Here is a 23,805-nt window from a genome sequence, read left to right as displayed (position 1 = left end):
GGCTTGTACACAATAAATTTATTAGTGTAGTTTATTGATTTCCTCTCATAAATTTAAGCAAAATAAAAAACCGTTAAACGGATTTTTATCTTCTTCTGCGACGATACTCTTTTTGCTGCTTTTTATGATTTTTCAAAAGTTCATCCGCTTGTAAATTTATTTGTTGAGTTTCTGTCAGTGGATTTTCATGATTTTGCGTTTTATCTGAATTCACTGATGAATCTGTCAGGGAACTTGAAAGAGCACTCCCATTTTTAGGAGCTTTGGTTTTACTGACAGAATTTTTTTTCTTCCCTTGACCACGCAAATGACGAACGAGAGCAATAATCCCCCCAATAATTGTCACTGACGCCGACAAACTTGTCAGCGTCATTAAAAGAATATTATTTCCTTTAGCATTATTATTGACGGTTTCATTGATAATCGTTGTTGAATTTTTAGTTTCTTTTTGACTTCCAGAGTTTTTATCTGTTGAATTATCCCGACTTTCGGCTACTGGAGGAGTTTGATTCTGATTTTGCCCATTAGTTTCTGTTTGATTTTGCGCAGTTGTACTGGTCTGTGTTTGACTTTGACTTGTCGAATTTGTCCCATCACTAGAACTTGTATTTTGTGAACTACTACTTGCCGAATTGCTTGAGCTTTGACTTGTAGAATTTCCTGTGGAACTTTGAGCAGTTGTCTCTGCTGAACTTGCTGATGTCCCTGTTGCTGTTTCTCCATAAGCAATTGTTCCAACATTAAGCAGACTGATTAGTCCTATGCCATAAATAATTTTCTTCATACTAAAATTCTATGATATTTTTCTTAAACGAACTTAAAATATAGGAATGTATTAAATAAACATCGAGTCTGTTTCATATTTCTTTCATATTTTTTTTGGTACAATAAACCTATGAATAAATCAACGTTTTCTTTGAATGATACTGCTTGGGTTGATTTTTATCAACTTCAAAATCCACGTCCAGAAGAAAATTATACTTTTCCAGCCATCATTATTTGCCCCGGAGGTGGCTATCAACATATTTCCAACAGAGAATCTGACCCACTTGCGCTTGCTTTTCTTGCACAGGGTTATCAAGTTTTTATTCTCAACTATACAGTGATGAACAAAGGAACTGATTATAATTTTCTCTCTCAAAATATTACTGAAGTTCAGGCGGTTTTTGCTTTGATTAATCAACATCATGAACAATGGCAAATTAATCCCGAACATGTCTTTTTACTTGGCTGTTCAGCTGGAGGGCATTTAGCCGCTTGGTATGGCAATTCTGAACAAATTTATCGACCAAAGGGTGTAATTCTTTGTTACCCTGTTACTTCCTTCACTTTTGGTTGGCCAAGTGATTTATCACATTTTAACTTTGAAATTGAAAATATTTCAGAATACAATATTTCAGAAAAAGTGACTTCGGCTACACCCCCTACTTTCATCTGGCATACCGCTGATGATGCAAGTGTTCCTATCTATAACAGTCTTAAATATTGTGACCGCCTGTCCAAACACCAAGTCCCATTTGAAGCTCATTTTTTTGAAGCAGGACCACATGGCATTTCCTTGGCGAATCGGACAACAGCTCCTTCTGATGCTTATTGTCTTGATTCAGTTCATCGTTGGTTCTCTTGGGCCTCAGATTGGTTAGAAAGACAAATAAAAAATTAAAATGCCCACTCAACTGGGGCATTTTTTTGACAAAATTTTGGTCGTTTTAAATAGAAACTATCCTTTTTCTTTTAACCAAACTTCTTTAAGAAAATCCAAAGTATAATGAGAAGTGTCAGCTACAACGACGATATCATTTCCCAAATCCTCTGGTCGCCCAACTCCAATTGGTAGCGCCCCTGAATCTTTAATCGCTTGAATTCCAGCTTGAGAATCCTCTAAACCAATTGATTCAGTCGGTTTTACACCAACGGCATGAGCTGCCGCAATAAAAATATCTGGAGCTGGTTTAGATGCCGCAACTTCTGCTGGATCTGCAATCGCATCAAAATATTCAGTCAAGGCCATCCGTTCCAATAAAAATGGCCCATTTTTTGAGGCAGAAGCTAAAGCAATCTTGATATGATTAGAACGCAAATCTTTGAGTAATTGTAAGATTCCAGGATAAACATCAGCTGGGGAAACATCTTGAATCATAGTCACATAGTTATCATTTTTTCTTTGAGCTAGTGCCTTAAATTCTTCTGCCGATACTTTTTTTCCAGCCAAATCTAAAATTTTCTGTAGAGAATCTTCACGAGAAACTCCTTTAAGTTGCTCATTAAACTGATGATCGACACCATTAATACCAATTTCCTCAGCTAAAGCTTTCCATGCTCTATAATGATACTCTGCGGTATCTGTAATTACGCCATCTAAATCAAACAATACTGCTTTAAACATCTTTTTACCTTCTTTCTCGTCATTTTAAAATGAATTTTTTAGAATGACTTTCCAAAATTACTGACAGAATTTTTTTCATTTCTGTCAGTAATTTTTTTATCAAAAAATAATTGTAAATCCTTGTATCAAAACTTTATTAAGAGCAAAACTATTTATTTTAAATCAAAATTAGCTTGTACTCCTGCTTTTAACTGAACTTCCTCATCATAAACTTTAATCAGCAAGTCTGATGAAGCTGTCAGTAATAATTGACCTTTTTCAATCAAAATTTGCACTTGACAACCTTTGAAAATTTGACTGAATTTCAATTTGGTCCAACTTTTTGGTAAATGCGGAGCAATTGAAAAGTATCCATCGCGTAGTGTCAAACCGGCAAATTCATTTTGAATCACTTCAAGTGTTTCTCCCATAACCCCAATGTGAACCCCTTCGGCCGTGGTTCCGCCTTGAATATCATAGTAATCACTTCCAATCGCAGTGATTAAAAAGTCAAGCGCTTCATCAAAATCACCCAATTTGACATCAATTCCAGCAAAAACTGGACGAGATGTCGTTGAACCATGGACAGTTCGTGCAAGATAATAATCACGATTAACTTTCAACCAATTTTTGGGTAGCTCATAACCTAATTGTTTGACCAATTTGGTCACATGTTCATGACCCAAATTGTACATTAACATCAAGGTATCAGCTTGTTTAGCCACTTGATATTCGTCAGGTGAAATTCCCTCAGCCTTCATCAAACGGTCAATCCGATGAATATCGCCATATTTTGCTTCATAAGCTGCAAAATCAACTTCTTTAAGCTCAAAATACTTAGCATATTGGGCAATCACACCATTCTCATCAATATCTAAATAAAGCTTTTCCCGAACTTTTTGTGACTCTTCAAGCAAATCTGCTGGAATTTCAAAACCTTTCACTGACAGCTCTGTCAGCCAATTTAACTGCCAAGTCAGCATCAAATTCGTATAAGCATTATCGCAAATACCACCTTCTTGCCCTGGATAAGCCTCATGATATTCATCAGGACCCATGACACCAGCGATATGATAGCGGCTATCAGCGCCCAGCTCGGCTTTATTTAACCAAAACTTCGTGGTTTCAATGAGCAAATCCAGTCCACCGTCAGTCAAAATACTTTCATCATCTGTCAGCTGTAAGTAAATCCACAGATTGTAAACAATAGCTAAGCTGACATGTCTTTGACGGCGACTATTATCTGGTTCCCATTCATTATTTACTGTATTCAAATGAACAAATTGTGCCTGTTCATCCCCAATTAAGCCGGATTGCCAAGGAAACATTGCCCCTATTTCTCCATCAACCTTTGCATTTTCCTGTGCAGCAGTCAATCGATTGATTCGGTACAAAAGCAAATCACGCGCTGTTTCTGGTTCATTCGCCGCATAATAAGGCAGAACAAAAATTTCATCCCAGAAAATATGTCCTCGATAACCTTCACCAGTCAATCCACGCGAACCTACGGACGCATCTAAAAACTGATTAGCACCGTGTTGTGCCGCTTGGCGAATATGGAAAATATTCATTCGCACCATTCTTTGCAAATCCGCATGATCAGATTCGATGACAATATCGCCATCCTGCCATACTTTCTCCCAATAATTTGCATTATTTTCCTGAATTTTACTGACAGAAGTTGCTGCCAGTTCTGTCAGCACAAATTCAACAGGGTTTTTGGTTTCATAAGAACTAGCAATAACAATCGATTTTTCAAACTGAACTTCTTGGTTTTTTAGTAAATCAACTTCAATGGATTCTTTAAAAATTTCAGAATTTCCAGATTCTACTTTTTTCAATGGCTGACCATTTAAATAAGTTTTAGTCGCAACTGCTAATTCTATGTCCGTTGTTCTAGTTTTTGCCACCAAAAGTCCATCAGCAATTTGAGTCACTTCAAATTCTTTGCTGTCAAAAGCCCGATAACGTTCAACATTTTGATTCAATACCGAACCATCAATAAAAGTTTCTATTCGCAATTTTCCAGAAAAATCAGCGATGATTTCTCCAACGAATCCAAAATCGTGAAAATGAATGGGATCAACAAATTTTGTGGTCACTAAAGTCAAACTTCCCTTGGCTAAACTGACATTATAGCTCTCAATTTGCAATCCATTTTTGAAATCAATCGAAGAATTTTTCTCAATTGCTGCCTCAAAGTCAACCAATTCATTATCAATATAAACCTTAATCAATTGTGGATTTGGCCAATTGACCATATCTTCATTGATGACATCATGACCTGCAACCTCTGTACTTGTGTGATTAAAGACCCCTGCGACATAGAGTCCCGGATAATGATTATCCGAACAAGTTGCCCACAAAGGCGCCCCACGAAGTCCTAAATAACCATTTCCCAATGACATTAAAGATTCTTGCCCATAAGAACGCTTCCCTACTTCTTGTTTGTCATATTGGATCATCCAATCTTTATCAGTCATTTCTCCCCCTTTATTAAACTAAAGGAAGCAGAATTTATTCGCTCTGCTCCCAAACAATTCTGTTAATTATTTTACAGCATCCTTAAATGCATTTTTTTGTTCAACTCCTTGTCCCATGACGTCAGTATCCTTGTAACCAAAGAACCAAACTAATAAGAAAGTGGCAACAGCACATACCGCAGTGGCAATCCAGAAGAGCATTAAGTTACCCGCAGGTGCATGGTGTGTCAATGGATTAGAGATAAAGTTAGGAAAACCAATCAATGACCCTGAAAATCCAAACATTTGTAAGCCACCAAATCCGGCAATCCCAGCACCAATTGCTGCACCAATTGAAGACATGATGAAGACACGAACATATTTCAAGTTAATTCCGTACATGGCAGGTTCAGTTACTCCACAAAAAGCCGAAATGGCAGCTGGAGCAGAAAGTCCTTTAAGGTCAGCTTTTTTAGATTTAAAGAAGACAGTCAAGGCACCAACTCCTTGCGCAAGCATTGTGAAGCTAACAATCATATTAAGTGAGCTTGCTCCTGTTGCTGCCAACTCTTGTGAAATAAGTGGTACAACCAACCAGTGCAAACCAAAGATAACCAAACATTGATACAAACCACCGACAATAATACTTGCAATCCCTAAGTTTAATGACAAGATATGGTCAATAACGAATGACAAACCAGATGAAATTGTTGAAATAACAGGACCAACCAAGAGTAAAACGATTGAAGCAGTGATGAAGAAAGTAATCATCGGTTGGAAAATTGGACGCAAGGCAAGTGGTAAAACCTTTTTCAACCAAGCATTCAAAGGTTTAGCGATTGCTACCGCCACAATGATTGGGAAAATTGTATAAGCATAACTTGGCAAAGCAACCGGAATTCCAAAATAACTTGTATTAAAAGTGACTCCAAGGAAATTTGCAACAGGAGCAGCTGCTTCAACAACAACATGTTTACCGGCCGCATTTGTTCCAACATGAGCATTTACCAAGTTAGTAATCCCTGGATTAATCATGAAACCACCAACAGCAGCACCAATAAATTGTAAAACAGTATCTTTAGGTGCTAATTGTTTTGCTGCTGAAAATCCTACTAAAACAGGTAAGAAATAAAATGGTGTCATTGCTAGAGTTGAGATAATGACGTAAGTTGAACTTGCAGGGTCAATCACTTCAATTAAACGATTTCCTTTAACAAAGATACTTAATAATCCATTAATCATCCCACCAGCCGCAAGTAAACCAATAATTGGAATCATCGAACCTGTAATTGTCCCAATGACCACTTGGAAAGCATGAACAATTGGATTTTGTTTTTTACCATTAGCCGGTGCTGTTGCAGCAAGTGCTTGCGCCGTTGCATCCTCATCAACAACTGAATCTCCAAGCTGTTCAACAACCTCATCATAAACATCTTCTACAGCTTGTCCAATAACTACTTGATATTGATTCAAGTTTGAGTTATAAACAGCTCCAGCGACACCAGGTAAAGCTTCAATCGCCGCCGTATCTGCTTTATCTTTGTCTTTCAAGGTAAAACGAAGACGAGTGATACAGTGAATAACTTTTGTGACATTCTCAGCGCCACCTACATTTGCGATAATTTCTGTCGCAAGTTGTGAATAATTTGCCATAAGTTCTCCTTTTACTTCATTATTTATGAAGTATTTCATAATATAAAATAATAATTGACGAGTTTAATAGTCACAAAATTTATATACAAAGCCCTCGTCACCTTTGCCTTATAAATGGATTAACCTTAAATTTTTATTCTTTATTTAACACTTGCCTTACCAAGTTCACTTCCAGAAGTAGCTGGTCCATAATTGACATTGAACTCAGAGAGTTTATCTTTTGTATTTGTAAAGATAACCATTGTCGTTTTATCTAAACCTGCAGCTTCAATCTGTGCCCAATCAACGCTTCCAAGCTCATCACCACCATTGACAATATCATCAACTTTGACCTTGATTTTAAAAGGAAGACCTTTAAGAGCTACTGTATCAATTCCAAGATGTAAAAGTACATCTAAGCCATCAGCACGTTTAAAACCAATTGCATGTCCTTGAACCAAAGTTACTTTTGCAGAAACTGGGGCAAAAATTTTATTTTCTTTTGGCTCAACCGCGAACCCGTCTCCCATTATCTTTTTTGAAAACACGGGGTCGTTGACTGTTGAAAGGTTGATAACTTCCCCAGAAACTGGAGCATAAAGGCTTTTATCATCTCTCAATTCTTTCTTTTTTCCTATTCCAAACATAAGAATCTCCTATCTTTTGCAGTTGTACGTACAAGTTAACAAAATCATTGTATCACATAAAAACGTTTTCAGCAAGCGTTAACAATTATTTTTATGATAAAATATAAAGTATGAAGAAATATGAAGTGATTTTGCAAGATTTAGAAAAAAAGATTTTTAATGATATCTATAAAACGAACGATATTCTTCCAAGCGAGAATGAACTTTCTATTAGTTATGAAAGTAGTCGTTCAACCGTCAGACAAGCTTTAAAAATTTTAGAAGAAAAAGGGCTCATCCAAAGAAGACATGGCTATGGTAGCATTGTCCTCGCTCACGATCGGCTCCTTTTCCCTATTTCCGGCTTAACTTCATATAAAGAATTGCAAACTTCAATGGGTTTTCACAGTGAAACTGAAGTAATAAAATTTGAAAGTATACAAATTACCCCAGCTCTTTCAGAAACTACTGGATTCGCCATCGGCGACCAAGCCCTTAGTATTCTTAGAAGAAGAAAAGTAGATGGTAAATTTTCCATTTTGGATTGGGATTTATTTTTAGAAAAATACGCTGATGGTTTGACCCCCGCACATGCCCAAAATTCTACTTACGATTATTTAGAAGGGCCTTTGGGACTTGATATTGCCTATGCCCAAAAAGAAGTTACCATTGATTTTGCTTGTGAAGATGATTTTACATATCTTGATTTAAATCCGAAGGACCATCATGTTGTTTCCGTGAAATCTCATGTCTATCTTGCCGATAATACACTTTTCCAGTATACTGAATCACGACATCAGGTTGACCGTTTTCGTTTTACAGAGTTTGCTAGACGTCAAAAAAGATAAAAAAACTCTACCACAGTAGGTAGAGTTTTAGGATATGAAAAAAGACAAGAAGAATATTCTCCTTGTCTTTTCTTTATTTCACACCAATTTCCGCTTCAACAACTTCAACAATTGTATCCACAACATGGTCAACTTGTTCATGAGTTGGAGCTTCAGCCATCACACGTAAAAGGGGCTCAGTACCTGAAGGGCGAACTAAAATACGTCCTTTACCATTCATTGAAGTTTCCATTTCTGAAATAACTTTCTGAATAGCTGGCACATCCATCGCTGATTTCTTAGCTGCATTGTCTTTTACACGAACGTTAACTAATTTTTGAGGATAAATTGTAACTTCACTTGCTAATTCAGATAAAGTTTTACCCGTTTCACGCATTACTTTTAATAATTGAATAGCTGAAAGTTGACCATCTCCAGTCGTGTTGTAATCAAGGAAAATCATATGACCAGATTGTTCACCACCGAAGTTATAATTATTTTTCTTCATTTCTTCAACAACATAACGGTCACCAACAGCTGTAATTACTGAATTAATTCCTGCTTCTTCAAGTGCCAAGTGGAATCCAAGATTAGACATTACTGTTGTTACTAAAGTATCTTGTGCTAATTTACCTTGTTCAAGAAGATACTTCCCAACGATAAACATAATTTTATCGCCATCAACAATTTCACCATTTTCATCAACGGCAATTAAACGGTCAGCATCCCCATCAAAGGCAAGTCCGAGGTCACTTCCTGTTTCGACAACTTTTTTAGCCATCGCTTCAGGATGAGTTGAACCAACTTTAACATTGATATTAAGTCCATCAGGATTTTCACCAATCACTGTTAAATTAGCTTTCAAATCCGCAAAAACGGCACGTGCTGAGGTATATGAAGCACCATTCGCAGTGTCAAGCACCACATTATAACCTTCAAAGTCACCTTCAGCCGTTGTTTTTAAGAAAGCTTGGTATTTACGAACGCCTTCAATATAATCATGAAGCATTCCCAAACCTTGAGCTGATGGACGTGGCAAAGTATCTTCTTTGGCATCAATCAAAGCTTCGATTTCGAGCTCTTTTTCATCTTCTAATTTGTAGCCATCTCCACCAAAGAATTTAATTCCATTATCTAAGGCAGGATTATGACTTGCCGAAATCATAACTCCAGCAGAGGCTCCATCTTTTTTTACCAAATACGCAACACCAGGTGTCGCTATGACTCCCAAATCATAAACTTCAATCCCAACAGACAAAAGTCCTGAAATCAAACTACTCGCAAGCATTTGCCCAGAAATTCGTGTATCACGGCCAACATATACTTTGGGAGTTTCCAATTCGTGTTGACTGAGAACATAGCCTCCAAAACGACCAAGTTTAAAGGCCATTTCTGGCGTTAATTCAACATTTGCTTCTCCGCGAACACCATCTGTTCCAAAATATTTACCCATTTTTATTGTCTCCATTTTTTATTCTTTTTATCTGTTATCAAAAATTAGCTACCGATTTTTACCGGGGTCAAAGTAACTTCAACCTCTTGCGGATCTATACTTACTCCTGCTGCATGTAAGGGAACTGTTATTTTTGTTTCTTTCACAATGCCTGTAATATCTACTGTGCCTTCCACACTATTAATTGCTTCTAAAGCACTTTTTTCACCCGACAAAGTAACATTTTTATCAGAAATTTTCGTTTTCACTTCTGATAAAGTCTTATCAAGTGTTCCTTTTTGTGTTATTTTAACTGGAACATCTTTTGTTAACTTATTCACTGTAACTTTTAAATGTGTTGTTGAAGGTTCAATTTGTGCCGGTAGAATTTTACCTGCACTATCTACGGCGTGAAGAGTTACTGTGCCTGAATAGTTTTCTGTTAAATTAACATCATTCGGCAAAGCTGCTTCAATTGCATAGATTTTTTGAATACTTTCATTTCCTGCGGTAACCTTAACTTTTTCATCACTAACAGTAAGGCTATCTATCGTAAATCCTTCTGGAAGTTGAGTTGAATCAGCTTTTGGGGTCACTTCAAATTCTTTTTTAGCTTTATCTTCCACCGTAATATTCATGGTTTTAGGCTCAATTGTTGCCGTCACCCCACCTGGAAGTTGTTCAATTCTGATTGGAACATCAAATTTACCAGTTTTCAATTTTGTTAAATCAACACTTAAAAAGAAATTTCTAGTATCTGAGTTTTCTTCATTGGTAATTGAAAGTCGATTATATCCTGATAAATGAACTGTTGCACTGCTGTTATAACCACTGACAAAGTATTTATTAGAATTATACTTTAATTCTACCGGAACATTATTAATTGTTGCGGTGTAAACTTCACCAGATTGGTTGGTTCCTTGATTGCGAATAGATGTAGCGTTAGCATTAAAGAAAAGCACAATTGCAAAGAAAACAGAAGCTAAAATATAAAATGTTTTGGAATTAAAAAATCTATTTGCCATTTTTCTTTTCCTCCACCTTATTTTTTCTAATTCTTCCTGTTCCTCTCACTGTTTTTTCAACTTTAGGAACTAAGATTGCGACTAAAATATCATGAAATTTTTCTTTTGAAATATCGGCAAAAAACTCGCCATTATGTGCTACTGAGATTCCGCCAGTTTCTTCTGAGACTACCAAAATCAAAGCATCTGAAACCTCAGAAAGTCCAATTGCAGCCCGGTGTCTTGTCCCAAACTGTTTTGAAATGCCTGACTTCTCAGTCAAGGGAAGGTAGGCACTTGTCACGGCTATTTTATTTCCCTGAACAATGACTGCGCCATCATGCAACGGAGTATTGGGAATGAAGATATTAATAAGTAGTTCACTGGTAATATCAGCATCTAACCGAATTCCGGTACTTACAAATTCGTTCAAGTTTTGTCCTTGCTCAATCGCAATTAATGCCCCAATCTTTCGTTCAGACATGTAAGCAAATGACTTTTCATAAGCTGAAATGTGACCATCTAAGCTCCCTTTTTTTGTTGGTGTAAATAAAGTGGTTGTTCTTCCCAAGCTTTCAAGTGCTCGCCTAATTTCCGGTTGAAAAATGATAACTCCGGCAATAACCCCGTAAGTGATGACTTGATTGAGTAGCCACTCAACTGTTGTAAGTCCAATAAGTCCAGCAATAATTCTAATAAAAATGAAAATAATCACACCACGAACAAGCGTCATTAATTTTGTTCCTTGTACAAAGCGAATCGCTTGGTAAAGGAAAAAACTGACAATTGCAATATCTAATACGGCAATAGCAATCCGCAGAGGTGATTCATTCAATTCAAAAATTTTTTGCCAAAATTCAAGGTTAAAAAATTGATTGAAGTCGGTCAAAAGTTCCCCCTCCTTTTCATATCGTTACTTTAATTATACCAAAATTTTATATTAACTGCTGTATTCCCATATAATGATTAACGGTAAGCTTGATATATTTGTTATTTATGGATTTTTGGCTGACGATATAAAAAATTACTGACACAATCATTTCGTCAGTAATTTTCCATTAAATTATTTTTTAGCCGCCCGTTCTGCTTTTCGAGCTGCTCGTCTAGCTTCACGTTCAGGGTCAACTGGGCGTGTCTTTCTTTCTTTTTTAAGATTTGTCTCTGTACTTATCCCTAAGTCAGCATTTTTCTTAGCCAAGGCTTTGGCTTCACGTTCTAAGAATTTATCCAAATCACCAGATAATCGAGCATAACGCATAAATCTTTTTCGTGAATCTTTGGCTGCTTTATCATAGAGATTCTCAGCATGCTCTGCGTCTACTTTCAATAAATTTCCAAATCGCGATTGAGTAAGTAAAAAGTCTCTAACTTTACCAAAATCAGGTTTTTTGAAATCAAGAATCATCGGATTTTTCCCCAAATCTTCAAGAAGAGGATTGTAGCGATAAAGTTGCCAATAACCAGAATTAACTGCTTCTTTCGCTTCATCGAGCGCTAAATGTATTCCTCCATAAAGGCCATGTGAAATACATGGTGTATACGCAATAATAACTGAAGGACCCTTAAATTTTTCAGCCTCATCAAAAGCTCGAATTGTTTGCATCATATTGGCACCTGAGGCAATTTGAGCGACATAAACTTCTCCGTAAGTCATCAACATTGCGCCCAAATCTTTTTTGGTACTAGATTTTCCGCCAGCAGCAAATTGAGCAATGGCTGAGGCCGGAGTAGCTTTAGAAACCTGTCCTCCTGTGTTAGCATAAACTTCATTATCCATCACCAAGATATTTACATCAGCACCTGAGGCAACGATGTGGTCTAATCCACCAAAACCAATATCATAGGCCCAACCATCTCCTCCAAAAATCCATTGAGTAGGTTTGACGAATTGGTCTTTTTGTTTGTAAATCGCGTCTAATTTAGGAGAATTGAAATGCTCAGAAGCAAGCATACCTTTCATTTTTTCAGCACGTGCTCGTGTTCCTTCTGAATCCTCTAAATGTTCCACCCAATCTTTGGCCAGATTTTGTAAATCATCCGACATTTCTGGAAGTGCTTCAAGAACCTCTGCTGCTAGCTTTTGGCGACGTGTTTGCGATGCTAACCACATTCCATAGCCATATTCAGCATTATCTTCAAAAAGCGAATTTGACCAAGCTGGTCCTTGTTCCTGCTCATTTGTTGTATAAGGGGTCGCTTGTGTTCCACCATAAATAGCTGAACAGCCGGTCGCATTAGAAATCATCATCCGGTCGCCAAACATTTGGGTCAATAATTTGATATATGGTGTTTCACCACAGCCAGAGCAAGCTCCCGAAAATTCAAAGAGTGGTTTTTCAAACTGACTGGCAACAATTGTCCCTGGACGAGCTGGATTTTCTTTTGTTTTAAGCGTTTGTGCAAAAGCCCAATTGACTGATTCTTTTTCTTGACCTTCGTAAGGAATCATTTTCAATGCTTCACCTTTTTTAGGACAAGCTTCAACACACAAACCACATCCTGTACAGTCTTCAACTGAAACCTGAATACGATATTTTAAACCATCAGATCCTTTGTAATCCATAACATGAAAACCTTCAGGTGCTTGGTTCCATTCGTCTTCATCAACCAAAAATGGACGAATAGCGGCGTGCGGACAAACGAACGAGCATTCATTACATTGAATACAAGCTTGGGCATTCCATTCTGGAACTTCCAAAGCAATCCCCCTTTTTTCAGAAGCCGTGGTCCCCAAAGGTTCGTCACCAAAAGTCATGCCATTATCTACTAAAGTTTGAACTGAAAGCTCATCCCCCTCAAAGGCATTGGTTTTATTTACAATCTCAAAAACATATTTTTTACGAGCCGTTTCTTTCGTAACTGCTTCTATAACATTTTCTGTAGTTTCAGCCCAGCTTTCTGGAACAATCACTTCATGCAACCCATTTAAAGCAAGGGCCATGGCCTTCAAATTTTGTTCAACAATAGTTGGTGATTTTTTAGCATACTTTTGTGCATCTTTTTTCAAGATTTCATAAGCTTCATCAAAAGGCATGACATGAGCTAATTTGAAAAAGGCTACTTGCATAATTGTATTAATTCTGCGTTCCATTCCTGTTTCATGAGCAATTTTCATGGCATCAATGGTATAAAAACGAATATTATTTTCAGCAATATATCGTTTCATCTCACTTGGAAGATTTTTGGATAAATGCTCCAAATCCCAACTTGTATTTAAAAGGAAAACTCCGCCTGCTTTTAATCCCTTAATTAGGTTGTACTTACGAACGTAGGTCATATTATGACAGGCCACAAAATCAAGAGTGGCAGTCATATATTCGGAATTAATTGGTGAATCGCCAAAGCGCAAATGCGAAATGGTCAGACCACCAGATTTTTTAGAGTCATACTCAAAAGCGGCCTGAACGTACTTGTCAGTATGGTCTCCAATAATTTTGATCGCTGCCTTATTTGCTCCAACCGTTCCGTCAGAACCAAAGCCCCAGAATTTTGCTTGAAAAGTATCTGATGGTGTCAAGTCAAGTACTGACAGGTTTTCAAGAGATAAATTTGTGACATCATCAGTAATTCCAATGGTGAAAATACGTTTTGGATTTTCCTTAAGCAACTCATCAAAAATGCTGACAATGTGCTCAGGACGAGTATCTTTCCCACCAATTCCGTAACGGCCACCAATCACTTCTTTGACATTACTATCAAAAAGTGCGGATTGAACATCAAGAAACAGCGGTTCGCCATTTGAGCCTGCTTCTTTTGTCCGGTCCAAAACGGCCACTGATGTCACTGTTTTTGGCAATTTTTCAAGGAAATTTTCCATTGGAAATGGACGATATAGATGAATATTCAAAAATCCAACTTTGCGACCTTGAGCATTCAAATAGTCCACTGTTTGCTCAATTGTTCCTGCGACTGAACCCATAGAAACAATGACCTCTGTCGCATCAGGTGCACCATAATAATTGACCAAGTCATAGTCTGTTCCACGAAGTTCATTAATCTTGCCCATATATTTTTGGACAATTTCAGGAAGGGCTTCGTAATATGCATTGACTGTTTCTCTTTGTTGGAAATAAATATCTGCATTTTGATTCGTTCCTGAAACCGTTGGATGGTCAGGATTCATTGCACGTGCACGAAAATCGGCCAATTTTTCTTGGTTGACCATTGGTAGTAAATCTTGATAATCGATGACATCTATTTTTTGAATTTCATGAGAAGTTCTAAAGCCATCAAAGAAGTTCAAAAAAGGGACTGAGCCCTCAAGGGTTGCCAAATGAGCAACTGCTGACAAGTCCATCACTTCTTGTACAGATGACTCTGCAAGCATAGCAAAACCAGTTGTTCTGGCTGACATGACATCAGACTGGTCGCCAAAAATATTGAGCGCCCCAGCAGCTACAGCACGAGCTGCCACATGAATAACTGCTGGTAAAAGTTCCCCAGCCATTTTATACATATTTGGGAGCATCAAAAGAAGTCCTTGCGAAGCTGTATAAGTTGTCGCAAGCCCTCCTGCTTTAAGAACACCGTGCATGGCACCTGCTGCACCGGCTTCTGATTGTAGTTCGGTAATCTTTACTCTTTGTCCCCAGATATTTTTACGTCCAGCAACTGACCAAGCGTCAGTATAATCTGCCATCGGAGAACTTGGAGTAATTGGATAAATTACGGCAATTTCTGAAAAAGCGTAAGCAATATGAGCCGCCGCCATGTTTCCGTCCATTGTTTTTTTCATTTTTTCAAACCTTCTCAGGAGAGCATTTATTCGACATTTTTACGGCATAAAGAGCGGTGTCGGTGTTCTTTATGTGATTTATTACTAAATCGAAAAAGACGAGAGCTTTCCTAATAATATTATTTTGACTATGTTCATTTTAGCATTTTAAAATTAAAAAGTTGAACCTGCTTAGTGTCAATTATCTTTGACATTATCTTTGTTAAAGCCTTAGTTATCCGCTCTGTCAGTAACCTTATTATTTACATAGAAAAAAAGATTCCATCAATTAATGACAGAATCTTATGGATTTAGAGGGCTTAAAATTTAATCAACGATACGGTGTTCAGTTTGAGCGTCAAAGAAATGTGATTTATTCAAGTTCAAAGCAACTGTAATTTTTTCTCCTGGATTACGGAAATCACGCGCTTCAACACGAGAAACAAATTCAGTTGAACCAGCTTTAAGATAAAGCATTGTTTCAGCACCTAGGAGTTCAGAAACGACAACTTCTGCCTCAATGGTTTGATTTGGATAAGCTTGTTGTGCCAAATTGCTTGCTTGAATATCTTCTGGACGGATTCCAAGAATAACTTCTTTTCCTTCGTAACCTTGTTCTTTAAGCAATTTTGCTTTTCCTTCAGGAAGGTCCATATTTAATCCTTCATTATTTGTCAATTTTCCACCGGTAACTTTGACATTAAAGAAATTCATAGCTGGACTTCCGATAAACCCAGCAACAAATTTATTTGCTGGTTCATTGTAAAGTTCTTGAGGCGTTCCGATTTGTTCCACGCGCCCCACTGTCCCAGTCTTATCTGAGTTTGGTGATGAAGACATGATAACAATACGGTCAGCAAGTGTCATTGCTTCAGTTTGGTCATGGGTAACGTAAATGGTTGTTGCACCAATACGACGGTGAATTTTCGCAATTTCTGTCCGCATAGAAACACGGAGTTTAGCATCCAAGTTTGACAAAGGTTCATCCATAAGAAAGACCTTAGCATCACGGACAATCGCACGTCCCATTGCTACACGTTGACGTTGACCACCTGATAAATCAGCGGGTTTACGGTCAAGCAAGTCGGTCAAGCCAAGAATAGCTCCTGCTTCATCAACACGACGTTTAATTTCATCTTTTTTGAATTTACGAAGTTTCAAACCAAAGGCCATGTTGTCAAAAACAGTCATGTGTGGGTAAAGCGCATAGTTTTGGAAAACCATGGCGATATCACGGTCTTTTGGAGCGACGTCATTCATGACCTTACCATCAATTTTAAATTCACCTTCGGTAATATCTTCAAGTCCAGCAACCATCCGTAAAGTTGTCGATTTCCCACAACCTGAAGGTCCAACGAATACGATAAATTCTTTGTCTTTGATATCAATGTTGAAATCTTCAACGGCATATTGAGTGGCATTGGGATATTTTTTGTAAATTTTGTCTAAAACAAGTGTTGTCATTATTTCTCCTCTAGTAACTTTTGTTCTTTGTTTATATTCTACTGTAAACGTTTTCCAAAAACAATAAGATAAGTGCCTAAATCTTTTGGGCAGTTTGCACAAATTACTGACAGGATAGAAATTAAACCACACTCTTATTCACAATTTTAAAATTATCTTTTCTTTTTGCTGACAGCATCAAAAAAGTCACTGACAACTCTGTCAGCAACTTTTATCATTTATTAATCTGTTTCATCTTCATCTTTAATCTTATTTGCTTCTTCAGCAAATTTTTGAGCAACTGCTTCCAAAGCTAAAGTTTCTTCATCGCCAATATAATGGTCATCATTGATTTCATCAAGATTGACATACATATCCAAATGCCCTTTTAAATTATCAAATTGAACAGGAGCATCTCCGCCATATTCACCATCCAAATTAAGAAGGATTGATTGTCCACCTAAAGCTTCTATCTCAATTTTACTTGTTTTAATATACTCCAAATTAACATCATCCAAATGTTTTCCATTGGCTACAATTGCAAGTAAAGCAATCAATTCAAATAAATTATCAGTTTTTACTAAAATAAGTGTGAACAGTCCATCATCTAACTTTGCATCAGGCGCAATCTTTTCAAAACCACCAACTGAATTAGTCAGTGCCGCAAAAAACATTGAAATATCACCTTCAAAGACACCCTCATCATGAACAACACGAACCGGTGCTTTGCGGACACGAGGTAAAAGTTCTGCACCTTTGGCTAAATAAGCCAAATAACCAAATGCTGTTTTTAAATGGCTAGGAACACTGTAAGTAAGTTCTGTCAGTCCTCCACCGGCAGCAATATTAATAAAATATTGCTCATCTTTGGTTTCTTTAATAATGGCATGACCAACGTCAATATTTAAAATTTGATTTTTACCAATGATTTCGATTGCTTCCAGTGGTTTTCCTCGTGGAATCTTCAGTGCTCTTGCAAAATCATTAGTTGTTCCCGTTGGGACAATGGCCAATCGTGGTCGTTTCTCAAAGGGAGAAATTCCGGCCACAACTTCATTAATTGTGCCATCTCCACCTGCTGCAATGATTAAATCAAATCCAGCTTGCGTTGCTCGTGCTGCTTCTTTCTTAGCCGAATCTTGTTCTGCTGTCGTTTGATAAGCACTTGCTTCATACCCATATTGCTCTAATTTATCCAAAATATCAGCAATATGTTTTTTTATAATTTCTTGACCCGATGTCGGATTGTAAATCAATCTCGCCTTCATCATTTCCCCCGAAAACTTCTCATCCATTCTTTTTAAATTATTTACTGACGGCTTTGTCAGAGAGTAGCCCTTAGGCTTTTACAATTCTGTCAGTAAATCTCTTTTATATAAAGTCTGCTCTAAACTCCAAGATAAATTATTTTATAAATCAAGTAAATCTTGTTCTGACCAGATTTCGATTCCTAAATCTTGAGCTTTTGTCAATTTACTTCCAGCTTCTTCACCAGCGACCACTAAATCAGTCTTCTTAGAAACAGAGCCCGAAACATTTGCTCCTAAAGCTTCCAATTTTTCTTTAGCCTCTGTTCGTTTCAAGGTCGTTAATTTACCAGTCAAAACAACCGTCTTCCCCGATAATATCCCTTCAACATTAACTGCGCCTAAATATGCAAAATTCAAACCAGCATTCTCTAGTTCATCCAGTAAAGTTTTGGCTCCAGCTGTTTCAAAATATGAAACCACAGCTGTAGCAATTACCCCACCAAGTGATGGAATTTCCGAAATTTCTTCTTCACTTGCTTGAGAAAGAGCTCTAAGATTAGCAAAACGTTCTAATAATAATTTAGCAGCTTTACCACCTACATGGCGAATTCCTAAACCAAAAAGTAATTTTTCTGCTGAATTTTCACGACTTTGCGCAATTGCAGATACAATTTTTTGAGCCAAAGTTTCTTTGACTTTATCGAGGGTCAGTAAATCTTCAACGGTCAATTGATATAAATCAGCAACATCAGTGACTAATTTTTTATCAAAAAGTTGTGAAATTACTGATGGCCCCAAGCCAACAATATTCATCGCATCACGACTAGCAAAATGAATTAACTTCTCTCGGATTTGAGCAGGACACAAAGGATTGACACAACGCAATGCCACCTCATCCTCAAAATGGATCAAATCTGAATCACATTCCGGACATTGAGTTGGAATTTTTACACGATTATCTTCTCGCTTTGAGAAAACTAATCCTTTCTCTACACTTCGTCTACCAAATCTTGTCCAAACATATTTGTTAGCTCGATGAGTTTTACGAAGATGTCTAGCTGGTTTTCGCTTCTCCAGAAGGACCTTACCAACTTTAGGAATAATATCTCCCGCCTTGTAAATCATTACTTTATCATGATTACGGATATCTTTTTCTTGGATATAATCCACATTATGCAAAGTTGCCCTTGCAACCGTTGTTTGTGCCAAAAGAACAGGTGTCATATTTGCTGTTGGTGTTACAACGCCTGTACGGCCGACCGTCCAATCAACAGATAGAATTTCCGTTTCCGCCTGTTCAGCTGGAAATTTATATGCGATAGCCCACCGAGGGGCTTTAACCGTAAAACCTAATTCCTCTTGCTCAGCAAGATTATTGACTTTGATAACCACACCATCAATATCGTAAGGCAATTCGTCACGCAAGCGAGTTGCTTCTTCAATAAATTCCCATATTTCATCCAAATTTCGAGCAAATTTACGCTCAGGATTGACTTGAAATCCAAGTTCTTCGAAATATTCTAATACTTCTTCTTGCGTATCATTGGTTGCCGGACTTGCTTCTTGATAAAGGAAAGTTGCCAAACCACGTTTAGCTACGATTTTTGTATCTAGCTGACGTAAAGTCCCTGCTGCTGCATTTCTAGGATTGGCAAAAGGAGCTGCTCCTTCAAGTTCACGCTCAGCATTTAGTTTAGCAAAATTTTGACGCGGTAAATAAGCCTCTCCCCGTACCACAATATCAATGGCTTCTTTTAATTTTAAGGGAACGTCTTTAATTCGTTTTACATTTTCTGTGATATTTTCACCAGTTGTTCCATCACCACGGGTTGCTGCAGTCACGAGTAAGCCATTCTCATAGTAAAGAGATAGCGAAAGACCATCGATTTTTAATTCACAAATGTATTCTGGATTAACAATCTCTTTGCGGACACGTTCTTCCCAAAGGGCTAATTCTTCCCGCGAAAAAACGTCCCCTAAACTATAAAGATTATAAGGATGTCGAAATTTCACAAAGCCATCTAAAATGACGCCACCAGTCCGATGAGTGGGAGAATCCGCTCTCACTAACTGAGGATTTTCTTGCTCCAATTTCACTAATTCATGATATAGGCGGTCGTACTCACTATCCTCTACAGACGGCTCATCTAAAGTATAGTATTCATAGGCAAATTGATTAAGCTGATCCGTAAGCTCTTTAATTTTTGACTCGATATTCATAGCTCCTATTTTAACACAAAAGACGGGTTAGTATGATTACCAAAACACATCAAATCCTCTAAGTTTTCTTTAATAAATTGATTCAATAAAAAAATAAAAACTCGCTCTTTTAAGCAAGTTTTTATTTTTTTAGTAAGGCGACGGTCGGATTTGAACCGACGATTAAGCTTTTGCAGAGCCATGTGTTACCACTTCACTACGCCGCCACAACATTAACTATTATAGCGGAAAAATAAATTTATGGCAAGCATGAACTACAACGCCCCTTTTCAATCATTTAAAACAACACTTCTTGTAATACATTCCAAAAGTTTTAATAATTCTTTAGTGCGACTAGTTGATATTCCTCAGTATTGATGAGAATCTAATTTTCAATTTCAAAATTTGTTTCTTCGTCTATAAATACTAAATCGCGATAAACGTTGTCCCTGCTGACAACATAAAACCTTTTTCCATCTTTTTGAATTAAAAAATCGCCAACTAAAGCCAAATCACCTGATATTGACTCAAAATTTAAGACATTTTTATTCCATTCATTCCAAGACAGTCGTGCCTGTTCAAAGGCATGTCTAACCCATATTTCACGAATTGGTTGATGCGAAATTTTCCAGACTTCTACAAGCTGTCCCCTATATTTTGCTTGCATAAAACCCCTTTCTGTTACACATGAACTACTCAGTAAAGATATTTTAGCAAAATGCACGAATTTGTCAAAAGGCTTTTAGAATTTTAATCACTGTTTTTTGCATATTGAAAACGTTTTTTACAATCAAGTATCTAATAATCCGAAATTTTTATCTTACAAAACTTCTTGTCTCCTTAAAATATTGATAAAATACACAGATGTACCCTTTATACTACCTTTTCCTATTTTGAAGTGTTTTTTTTACATTATAGTAAAAATAAAAAGACACTTTCGTGTCTTTCAATTTTAAAGTTCTTCACCATTGGTTGCAATAACTTTCTGATACCAATCAAATGAATCTTTTTTAGAGCGTTTTAATGTTCCATTTCCTTCATTATCTTTGTCCACATAGATGACACCATAGCGTTTTTTCATTTCACCGGTTCCAGCAGAAACAAGGTCAATAAAGCCCCAAGGAGTATATCCCATTAAATCAACCCCATCATATTCAACAGCTTCTTTCATTGATTCTATATGAGCTTTTAAATATTCAATTCGATATGGGTCGTGAATACTTCCATCAGCTTCAACTTCATCTACAGCACCAAAGCCATTTTCAACAATGAAAAGTGGTTTTTCATAACGTTCATAGAACCAATTCATCGCATAACGTAAACCTAATGGGTCAATTTGCCACCCCCATTCAGAAGCCTTAACATAGTCATTTTTAACTAAATCTTTATCTTCGTTATAATCAAAAGTTGGGGCTTTTCCATGGTCCTTAATTGCAAAACTCATATAGTAAGAAAAACCAATATAATCAACTTTTCCATTTTTCAAAACTTCTAAGTCTTCATCACTAATATCAAGTTTAAATTCTTTACGTTCAAAATAAGCCTTTAAATAACTTGGGTAATGTCCGCGAACGTGGACATCTGCAAACCAATAACGACGTTGCATAGCAACGGTTGAAGCCATCATGTCTTCCGGTTTACAAGTTGCAGGATAAATCGGACACATGGCAACCATACAACCAATTTGGAAATCAGGATTAATTTTATGTCCCAACTCTACAACTTTGGCCGAGGCAACAAGTTCATAATGAGCCGCTTGATACATGATTTCTTCACGCTCTTTTTCGCTTGCTCCCTCTGGAAATTTCAAACCAGAATTAGTAAAAGGGGCAAAGTCGCGCATAAAGTTTGCTTGGTTATTAATTTCATTGAAAGTCATCCAATACTTAACTTTATCTTTATAACGATTCATCACTACTTCTGAAAAATGGACAAAGAAATCAATGAGTTTTCGGTTTCGGAATCCACCATACTCTGTCACTAAATGATAAGGAAGTTCAAAGTGAGAAAGAGTAATGACAGGTTCAATACCATTTTTTAAACATTCATCAAATAAGTCATCATAGAATTGCAAGCCCTCTTCGTTAGGTTCAGACTCATCTCCCTTAGGAAAAATGCGTGTCCAAGCAATAGATGTTCTAAAACAATTTAAACCGAGTTCTGCAAAAAGTGCTACATCTTCTTTATAGTGGTGATAGAAATCAATAGCTTCATGATTAGGGTAATTTTCTCCCTCAATTACTCCATCTGTGATTTTTCTTTCTACGCCGTTACTACCTGCTGTCATCACGTCTGCTACGGAAACTCCCTTTCCACCAGCATTCCAGCCTCCTTCAAGTTGATGTGCAGCAACTGCTCCTCCCCAGAGGAAGTCTTTTTTTAAAGTCATAATTTCTCCTTGTAATTATTAGAATTATTAAATTATCATTTCTTAACAAGATAAGCTCAAGAAGTCTTGAGCTCATCTAAATTTTGCAATTATTCGGCAGCATTAATTCCAGCTTCTGTTTCAGCTTCTTCTTTCAGAAGAATATTGTCATAAGCTTTGGCAAATGGCCAATAGAGAACTGTGGTCAAAGCAAGAATAATAATTTGCCAAACCATACCTTGCCAGCCACCTACTAGATATCCTGACAAGACCGCAGGGGTTGTCCAAGGAACATAGGCACCATTAAATGGTGGAATGATTCCTAGATAAATCACTAAGTAAGTCAAAATTCCTGAAATCAACGGAGCCAAGATAAATGGAATAGCAAGAATTGGATTCAAAACGATAGGAAGTCCAAACAGAATAGGTTCGTTGATATTGAATACTGCAGGTCCAATTTCCATTCGTCCTAAAGTTTTACCTTGAACTGATTTTGCACTCACTAAGAGGAAGATAACCAAACCAATGGTCAAACCAGAACCAGTAACTGTCAAGTATTGGTCCATAAATGATTGAGTAACGATATGGGCGCCATTTGACAGGCTAAGATGTCCTGCTTTGTAGAGAGCAGCATTGTCAGCAGAGTTTGCTTGAAGCAATGGTCCCATAATCCCACCAATGATTGTCGCTCCGTGAACACCGAACCACCAGATAAATACTGGCATAAAGGCAATAACGAAGACCCCAACCGGACCGTCAGTCACGTGTTGCAATGGTGTTTGAATCCATTTATAAACTAACTCAATGAAAGTTGTGTTGAAGCCAATCGTTGTGATTCCATGAACCACACCAGCCATTGTAATGATTGCTCCTGCAGGTACAAGTGAAGTAAATGATGCGGCAACGTTTTCTGGAACTTGTTCTGGCATTTTGATTGTGATGTTCCGACGCATAAAGCCAGTGTAAATCCAACCTACTAAGAGTCCAACGATGATTGAGAGAACCATCCCTTTCCCACCTAACCAAGCTCGGTCAATGACACCACCTACTTGAAATGCTGTTGATGTTTTAGTTGGGTCAGTAACACTTGTTACTTGATGGATTGTGTCTGGTTGCAACAAGATGTGAACAATGACACCTGTTAAACCAGCGGGTACTCCTTCATAACCTGCATCTCGAACCCAAGCGTAAGCAATACCGAACACGGCAAGCAAAGCCATAATACCAAATGAAGCATTATTAATTTGTAAAAAGAGTGGGCCCAATTTGATTTTGTTCATGAAGTCTTGTCCTGCTTGGAATGGCAGTTGACCAAGAATCAAGAATACTGAACCAATAATGATAAATGGGATAGGATAAATCATACCATTTTTGATTGCCGTGACTGCACGGGTATTCAAAAATTTCATCATTGGAGGCATGATTTTGTTTTGAATAAAATTGTTCATGGTTGAACAGTCTCCTTTACTTTTTTTGATGAACT

Annotated in this window: 17 protein-coding genes and 1 tRNA gene; 2 read left to right on the top strand and 16 right to left on the bottom strand. The window is 37.3% G+C overall.

Annotated features, from left to right (window positions below; all coding sequences use genetic code 11):
- Positions 1-85: 85 nt before the first annotated feature.
- On the bottom strand, positions 86-784 hold the full coding sequence (locus tag KW2_RS02170; protein WP_021036752.1) for a hypothetical protein: 699 nt from the start codon (positions 782-784) through the stop codon (positions 86-88).
- A 111-nt stretch (positions 785-895) separates the two neighbouring features.
- On the opposite strand from KW2_RS02170, the gene KW2_RS02165 reads away from it, so the two are divergent.
- Positions 896-1,663, top strand: coding sequence for an alpha/beta hydrolase (locus KW2_RS02165; protein ID WP_021036751.1), 768 nt, complete (start codon positions 896-898; stop codon positions 1,661-1,663).
- Between the two features lie 57 nt (positions 1,664-1,720).
- On the opposite strand, the gene pgmB is transcribed toward KW2_RS02165, so the two are convergent.
- The 4 genes from pgmB to KW2_RS02145 all read right to left on the bottom strand — a co-directional run bounded on the left by pgmB (position 1,721) and on the right by KW2_RS02145 (position 7,106).
- Complete coding sequence (gene pgmB, locus KW2_RS02160) at positions 1,721-2,386, bottom strand: beta-phosphoglucomutase (protein ID WP_021036750.1); 666 nt, start codon at positions 2,384-2,386, stop codon at positions 1,721-1,723.
- A 152-nt stretch (positions 2,387-2,538) separates the two neighbouring features.
- Entirely contained in the window at positions 2,539-4,848 is a 2,310-nt protein-coding gene (locus tag KW2_RS02155) for a glycoside hydrolase family 65 protein (RefSeq protein WP_021036749.1), read from the bottom strand.
- Positions 4,849-4,914: 66 nt separating this feature from the next.
- Positions 4,915-6,480: a PTS transporter subunit EIIC gene (locus KW2_RS02150; RefSeq protein WP_021036748.1), complete on the bottom strand. Its 1,566-nt coding sequence runs from the start codon at positions 6,478-6,480 to the stop codon at positions 4,915-4,917.
- A gap of 140 nt (positions 6,481-6,620) precedes the next feature.
- Complete coding sequence (locus KW2_RS02145; protein WP_021036747.1) at positions 6,621-7,106, bottom strand: PTS sugar transporter subunit IIA; 486 nt, start codon at positions 7,104-7,106, stop codon at positions 6,621-6,623.
- Between the two features lie 110 nt (positions 7,107-7,216).
- Here KW2_RS02145 and treR point away from each other — a divergent pair, with 110 nt between their 5' ends.
- Positions 7,217-7,933, top strand: a complete 717-nt coding sequence (treR, locus tag KW2_RS02140; protein WP_021036746.1) for a trehalose operon repressor — start codon at positions 7,217-7,219, stop codon at positions 7,931-7,933.
- A gap of 73 nt (positions 7,934-8,006) precedes the next feature.
- Here treR and glmM read toward each other — a convergent pair whose 3' ends face one another.
- The 11 genes from glmM to KW2_RS02085 all read right to left on the bottom strand — a co-directional run bounded on the left by glmM (position 8,007) and on the right by KW2_RS02085 (position 23,770).
- A complete protein-coding gene (glmM, locus tag KW2_RS02135) occupies positions 8,007-9,365 on the bottom strand; it encodes a phosphoglucosamine mutase (protein ID WP_021036745.1) in 1,359 nt (452 codons plus the stop codon).
- A gap of 44 nt (positions 9,366-9,409) precedes the next feature.
- The gene (locus tag KW2_RS02130; RefSeq protein WP_014572070.1) at positions 9,410-10,369 is read right to left on the bottom strand and encodes a CdaR family protein; all 960 of its coding nucleotides are present in this window, start codon (positions 10,367-10,369) and stop codon (positions 9,410-9,412) included.
- On the bottom strand, positions 10,359-11,237 hold the full coding sequence (cdaA, locus tag KW2_RS02125) for a diadenylate cyclase CdaA (protein WP_021036744.1): 879 nt from the start codon (positions 11,235-11,237) through the stop codon (positions 10,359-10,361). The genes KW2_RS02130 and cdaA overlap by 11 nt, the downstream gene beginning before the upstream one ends.
- Before the next feature lie 174 nt (positions 11,238-11,411).
- Positions 11,412-15,083, bottom strand: a complete 3,672-nt coding sequence (gene nifJ, locus KW2_RS02120) for a pyruvate:ferredoxin (flavodoxin) oxidoreductase (RefSeq protein ID WP_021036743.1) — start codon at positions 15,081-15,083, stop codon at positions 11,412-11,414.
- A 306-nt stretch (positions 15,084-15,389) separates the two neighbouring features.
- Positions 15,390-16,526: an ABC transporter ATP-binding protein gene (locus KW2_RS02115; protein ID WP_011834488.1), complete on the bottom strand. Its 1,137-nt coding sequence runs from the start codon at positions 16,524-16,526 to the stop codon at positions 15,390-15,392.
- Positions 16,527-16,747: 221 nt separating this feature from the next.
- The gene (locus tag KW2_RS02110) at positions 16,748-17,776 is read right to left on the bottom strand and encodes a diacylglycerol kinase family lipid kinase (RefSeq protein WP_011675494.1); all 1,029 of its coding nucleotides are present in this window, start codon (positions 17,774-17,776) and stop codon (positions 16,748-16,750) included.
- Positions 17,777-17,914: 138 nt separating this feature from the next.
- A complete protein-coding gene (gene ligA, locus KW2_RS02105; RefSeq protein WP_021036741.1) occupies positions 17,915-19,975 on the bottom strand; it encodes an NAD-dependent DNA ligase LigA in 2,061 nt (686 codons plus the stop codon).
- Positions 19,976-20,110: 135 nt separating this feature from the next.
- A tRNA-Cys gene (locus KW2_RS02100) sits at positions 20,111-20,181 on the bottom strand.
- A gap of 158 nt (positions 20,182-20,339) precedes the next feature.
- On the bottom strand, positions 20,340-20,621 hold the full coding sequence (locus KW2_RS02095; RefSeq protein ID WP_011834484.1) for a hypothetical protein: 282 nt from the start codon (positions 20,619-20,621) through the stop codon (positions 20,340-20,342).
- 285 nt (positions 20,622-20,906) lie between these two features.
- Positions 20,907-22,343 (bottom strand): 6-phospho-beta-glucosidase, encoded by a 1,437-nt coding sequence (locus KW2_RS02090; protein WP_021036740.1) that lies wholly within the window; start codon positions 22,341-22,343, stop codon positions 20,907-20,909.
- Between the two features lie 89 nt (positions 22,344-22,432).
- Positions 22,433-23,770, bottom strand: coding sequence for a PTS sugar transporter subunit IIC (locus KW2_RS02085; RefSeq protein ID WP_011675491.1), 1,338 nt, complete (start codon positions 23,768-23,770; stop codon positions 22,433-22,435).
- Positions 23,771-23,805 lie beyond the last annotated feature (35 nt).

It is taken from the genome of Lactococcus cremoris subsp. cremoris KW2 (assembly GCF_000468955.1).
Taxonomy (GTDB): Bacteria; Bacillota; Bacilli; order Lactobacillales; family Streptococcaceae; genus Lactococcus; species Lactococcus cremoris.
Note: the sequence above shows the minus strand (reverse complement) of the source record. Positions and strands in the feature narration are given on the sequence as shown.

Bases quoted from the DNA above. Each gene is read 5' to 3' on its own strand.
- KW2_RS02115 (WP_011834488.1), bottom strand. From the start codon at position 16,526: ATGACAACACTTGTTTTAGACAAAATTTACAAAAAATATCCCAATGCC.
- pgmB (WP_021036750.1), bottom strand. From the start codon at position 2,386: ATGTTTAAAGCAGTATTGTTTGATTTAGATGGCGTAATTACAGATACC.
- KW2_RS02150 (WP_021036748.1), bottom strand. From the start codon at position 6,480: ATGGCAAATTATTCACAACTTGCGACAGAAATTATCGCAAATGTAGGT.
- KW2_RS02095 (WP_011834484.1), bottom strand. From the start codon at position 20,621: ATGCAAGCAAAATATAGGGGACAGCTTGTAGAAGTCTGGAAAATTTCG.
- ligA (WP_021036741.1), bottom strand. From the start codon at position 19,975: ATGAATATCGAGTCAAAAATTAAAGAGCTTACGGATCAGCTTAATCAA.
- glmM (WP_021036745.1), bottom strand. From the start codon at position 9,365: ATGGGTAAATATTTTGGAACAGATGGTGTTCGCGGAGAAGCAAATGTT.
- KW2_RS02165 (WP_021036751.1), top strand. From the start codon at position 896: ATGAATAAATCAACGTTTTCTTTGAATGATACTGCTTGGGTTGATTTT.
- nifJ (WP_021036743.1), bottom strand. From the start codon at position 15,083: ATGAAAAAAACAATGGACGGAAACATGGCGGCGGCTCATATTGCTTAC.
- KW2_RS02130 (WP_014572070.1), bottom strand. From the start codon at position 10,369: ATGGCAAATAGATTTTTTAATTCCAAAACATTTTATATTTTAGCTTCT.
- treR (WP_021036746.1), top strand. From the start codon at position 7,217: ATGAAGAAATATGAAGTGATTTTGCAAGATTTAGAAAAAAAGATTTTT.
- KW2_RS02110 (WP_011675494.1), bottom strand. From the start codon at position 17,776: ATGATGAAGGCGAGATTGATTTACAATCCGACATCGGGTCAAGAAATT.
- KW2_RS02155 (WP_021036749.1), bottom strand. From the start codon at position 4,848: ATGACTGATAAAGATTGGATGATCCAATATGACAAACAAGAAGTAGGG.
- KW2_RS02170 (WP_021036752.1), bottom strand. From the start codon at position 784: ATGAAGAAAATTATTTATGGCATAGGACTAATCAGTCTGCTTAATGTT.
- KW2_RS02085 (WP_011675491.1), bottom strand. From the start codon at position 23,770: ATGAACAATTTTATTCAAAACAAAATCATGCCTCCAATGATGAAATTT.
- KW2_RS02090 (WP_021036740.1), bottom strand. From the start codon at position 22,343: ATGACTTTAAAAAAAGACTTCCTCTGGGGAGGAGCAGTTGCTGCACAT.
- KW2_RS02145 (WP_021036747.1), bottom strand. From the start codon at position 7,106: ATGTTTGGAATAGGAAAAAAGAAAGAATTGAGAGATGATAAAAGCCTT.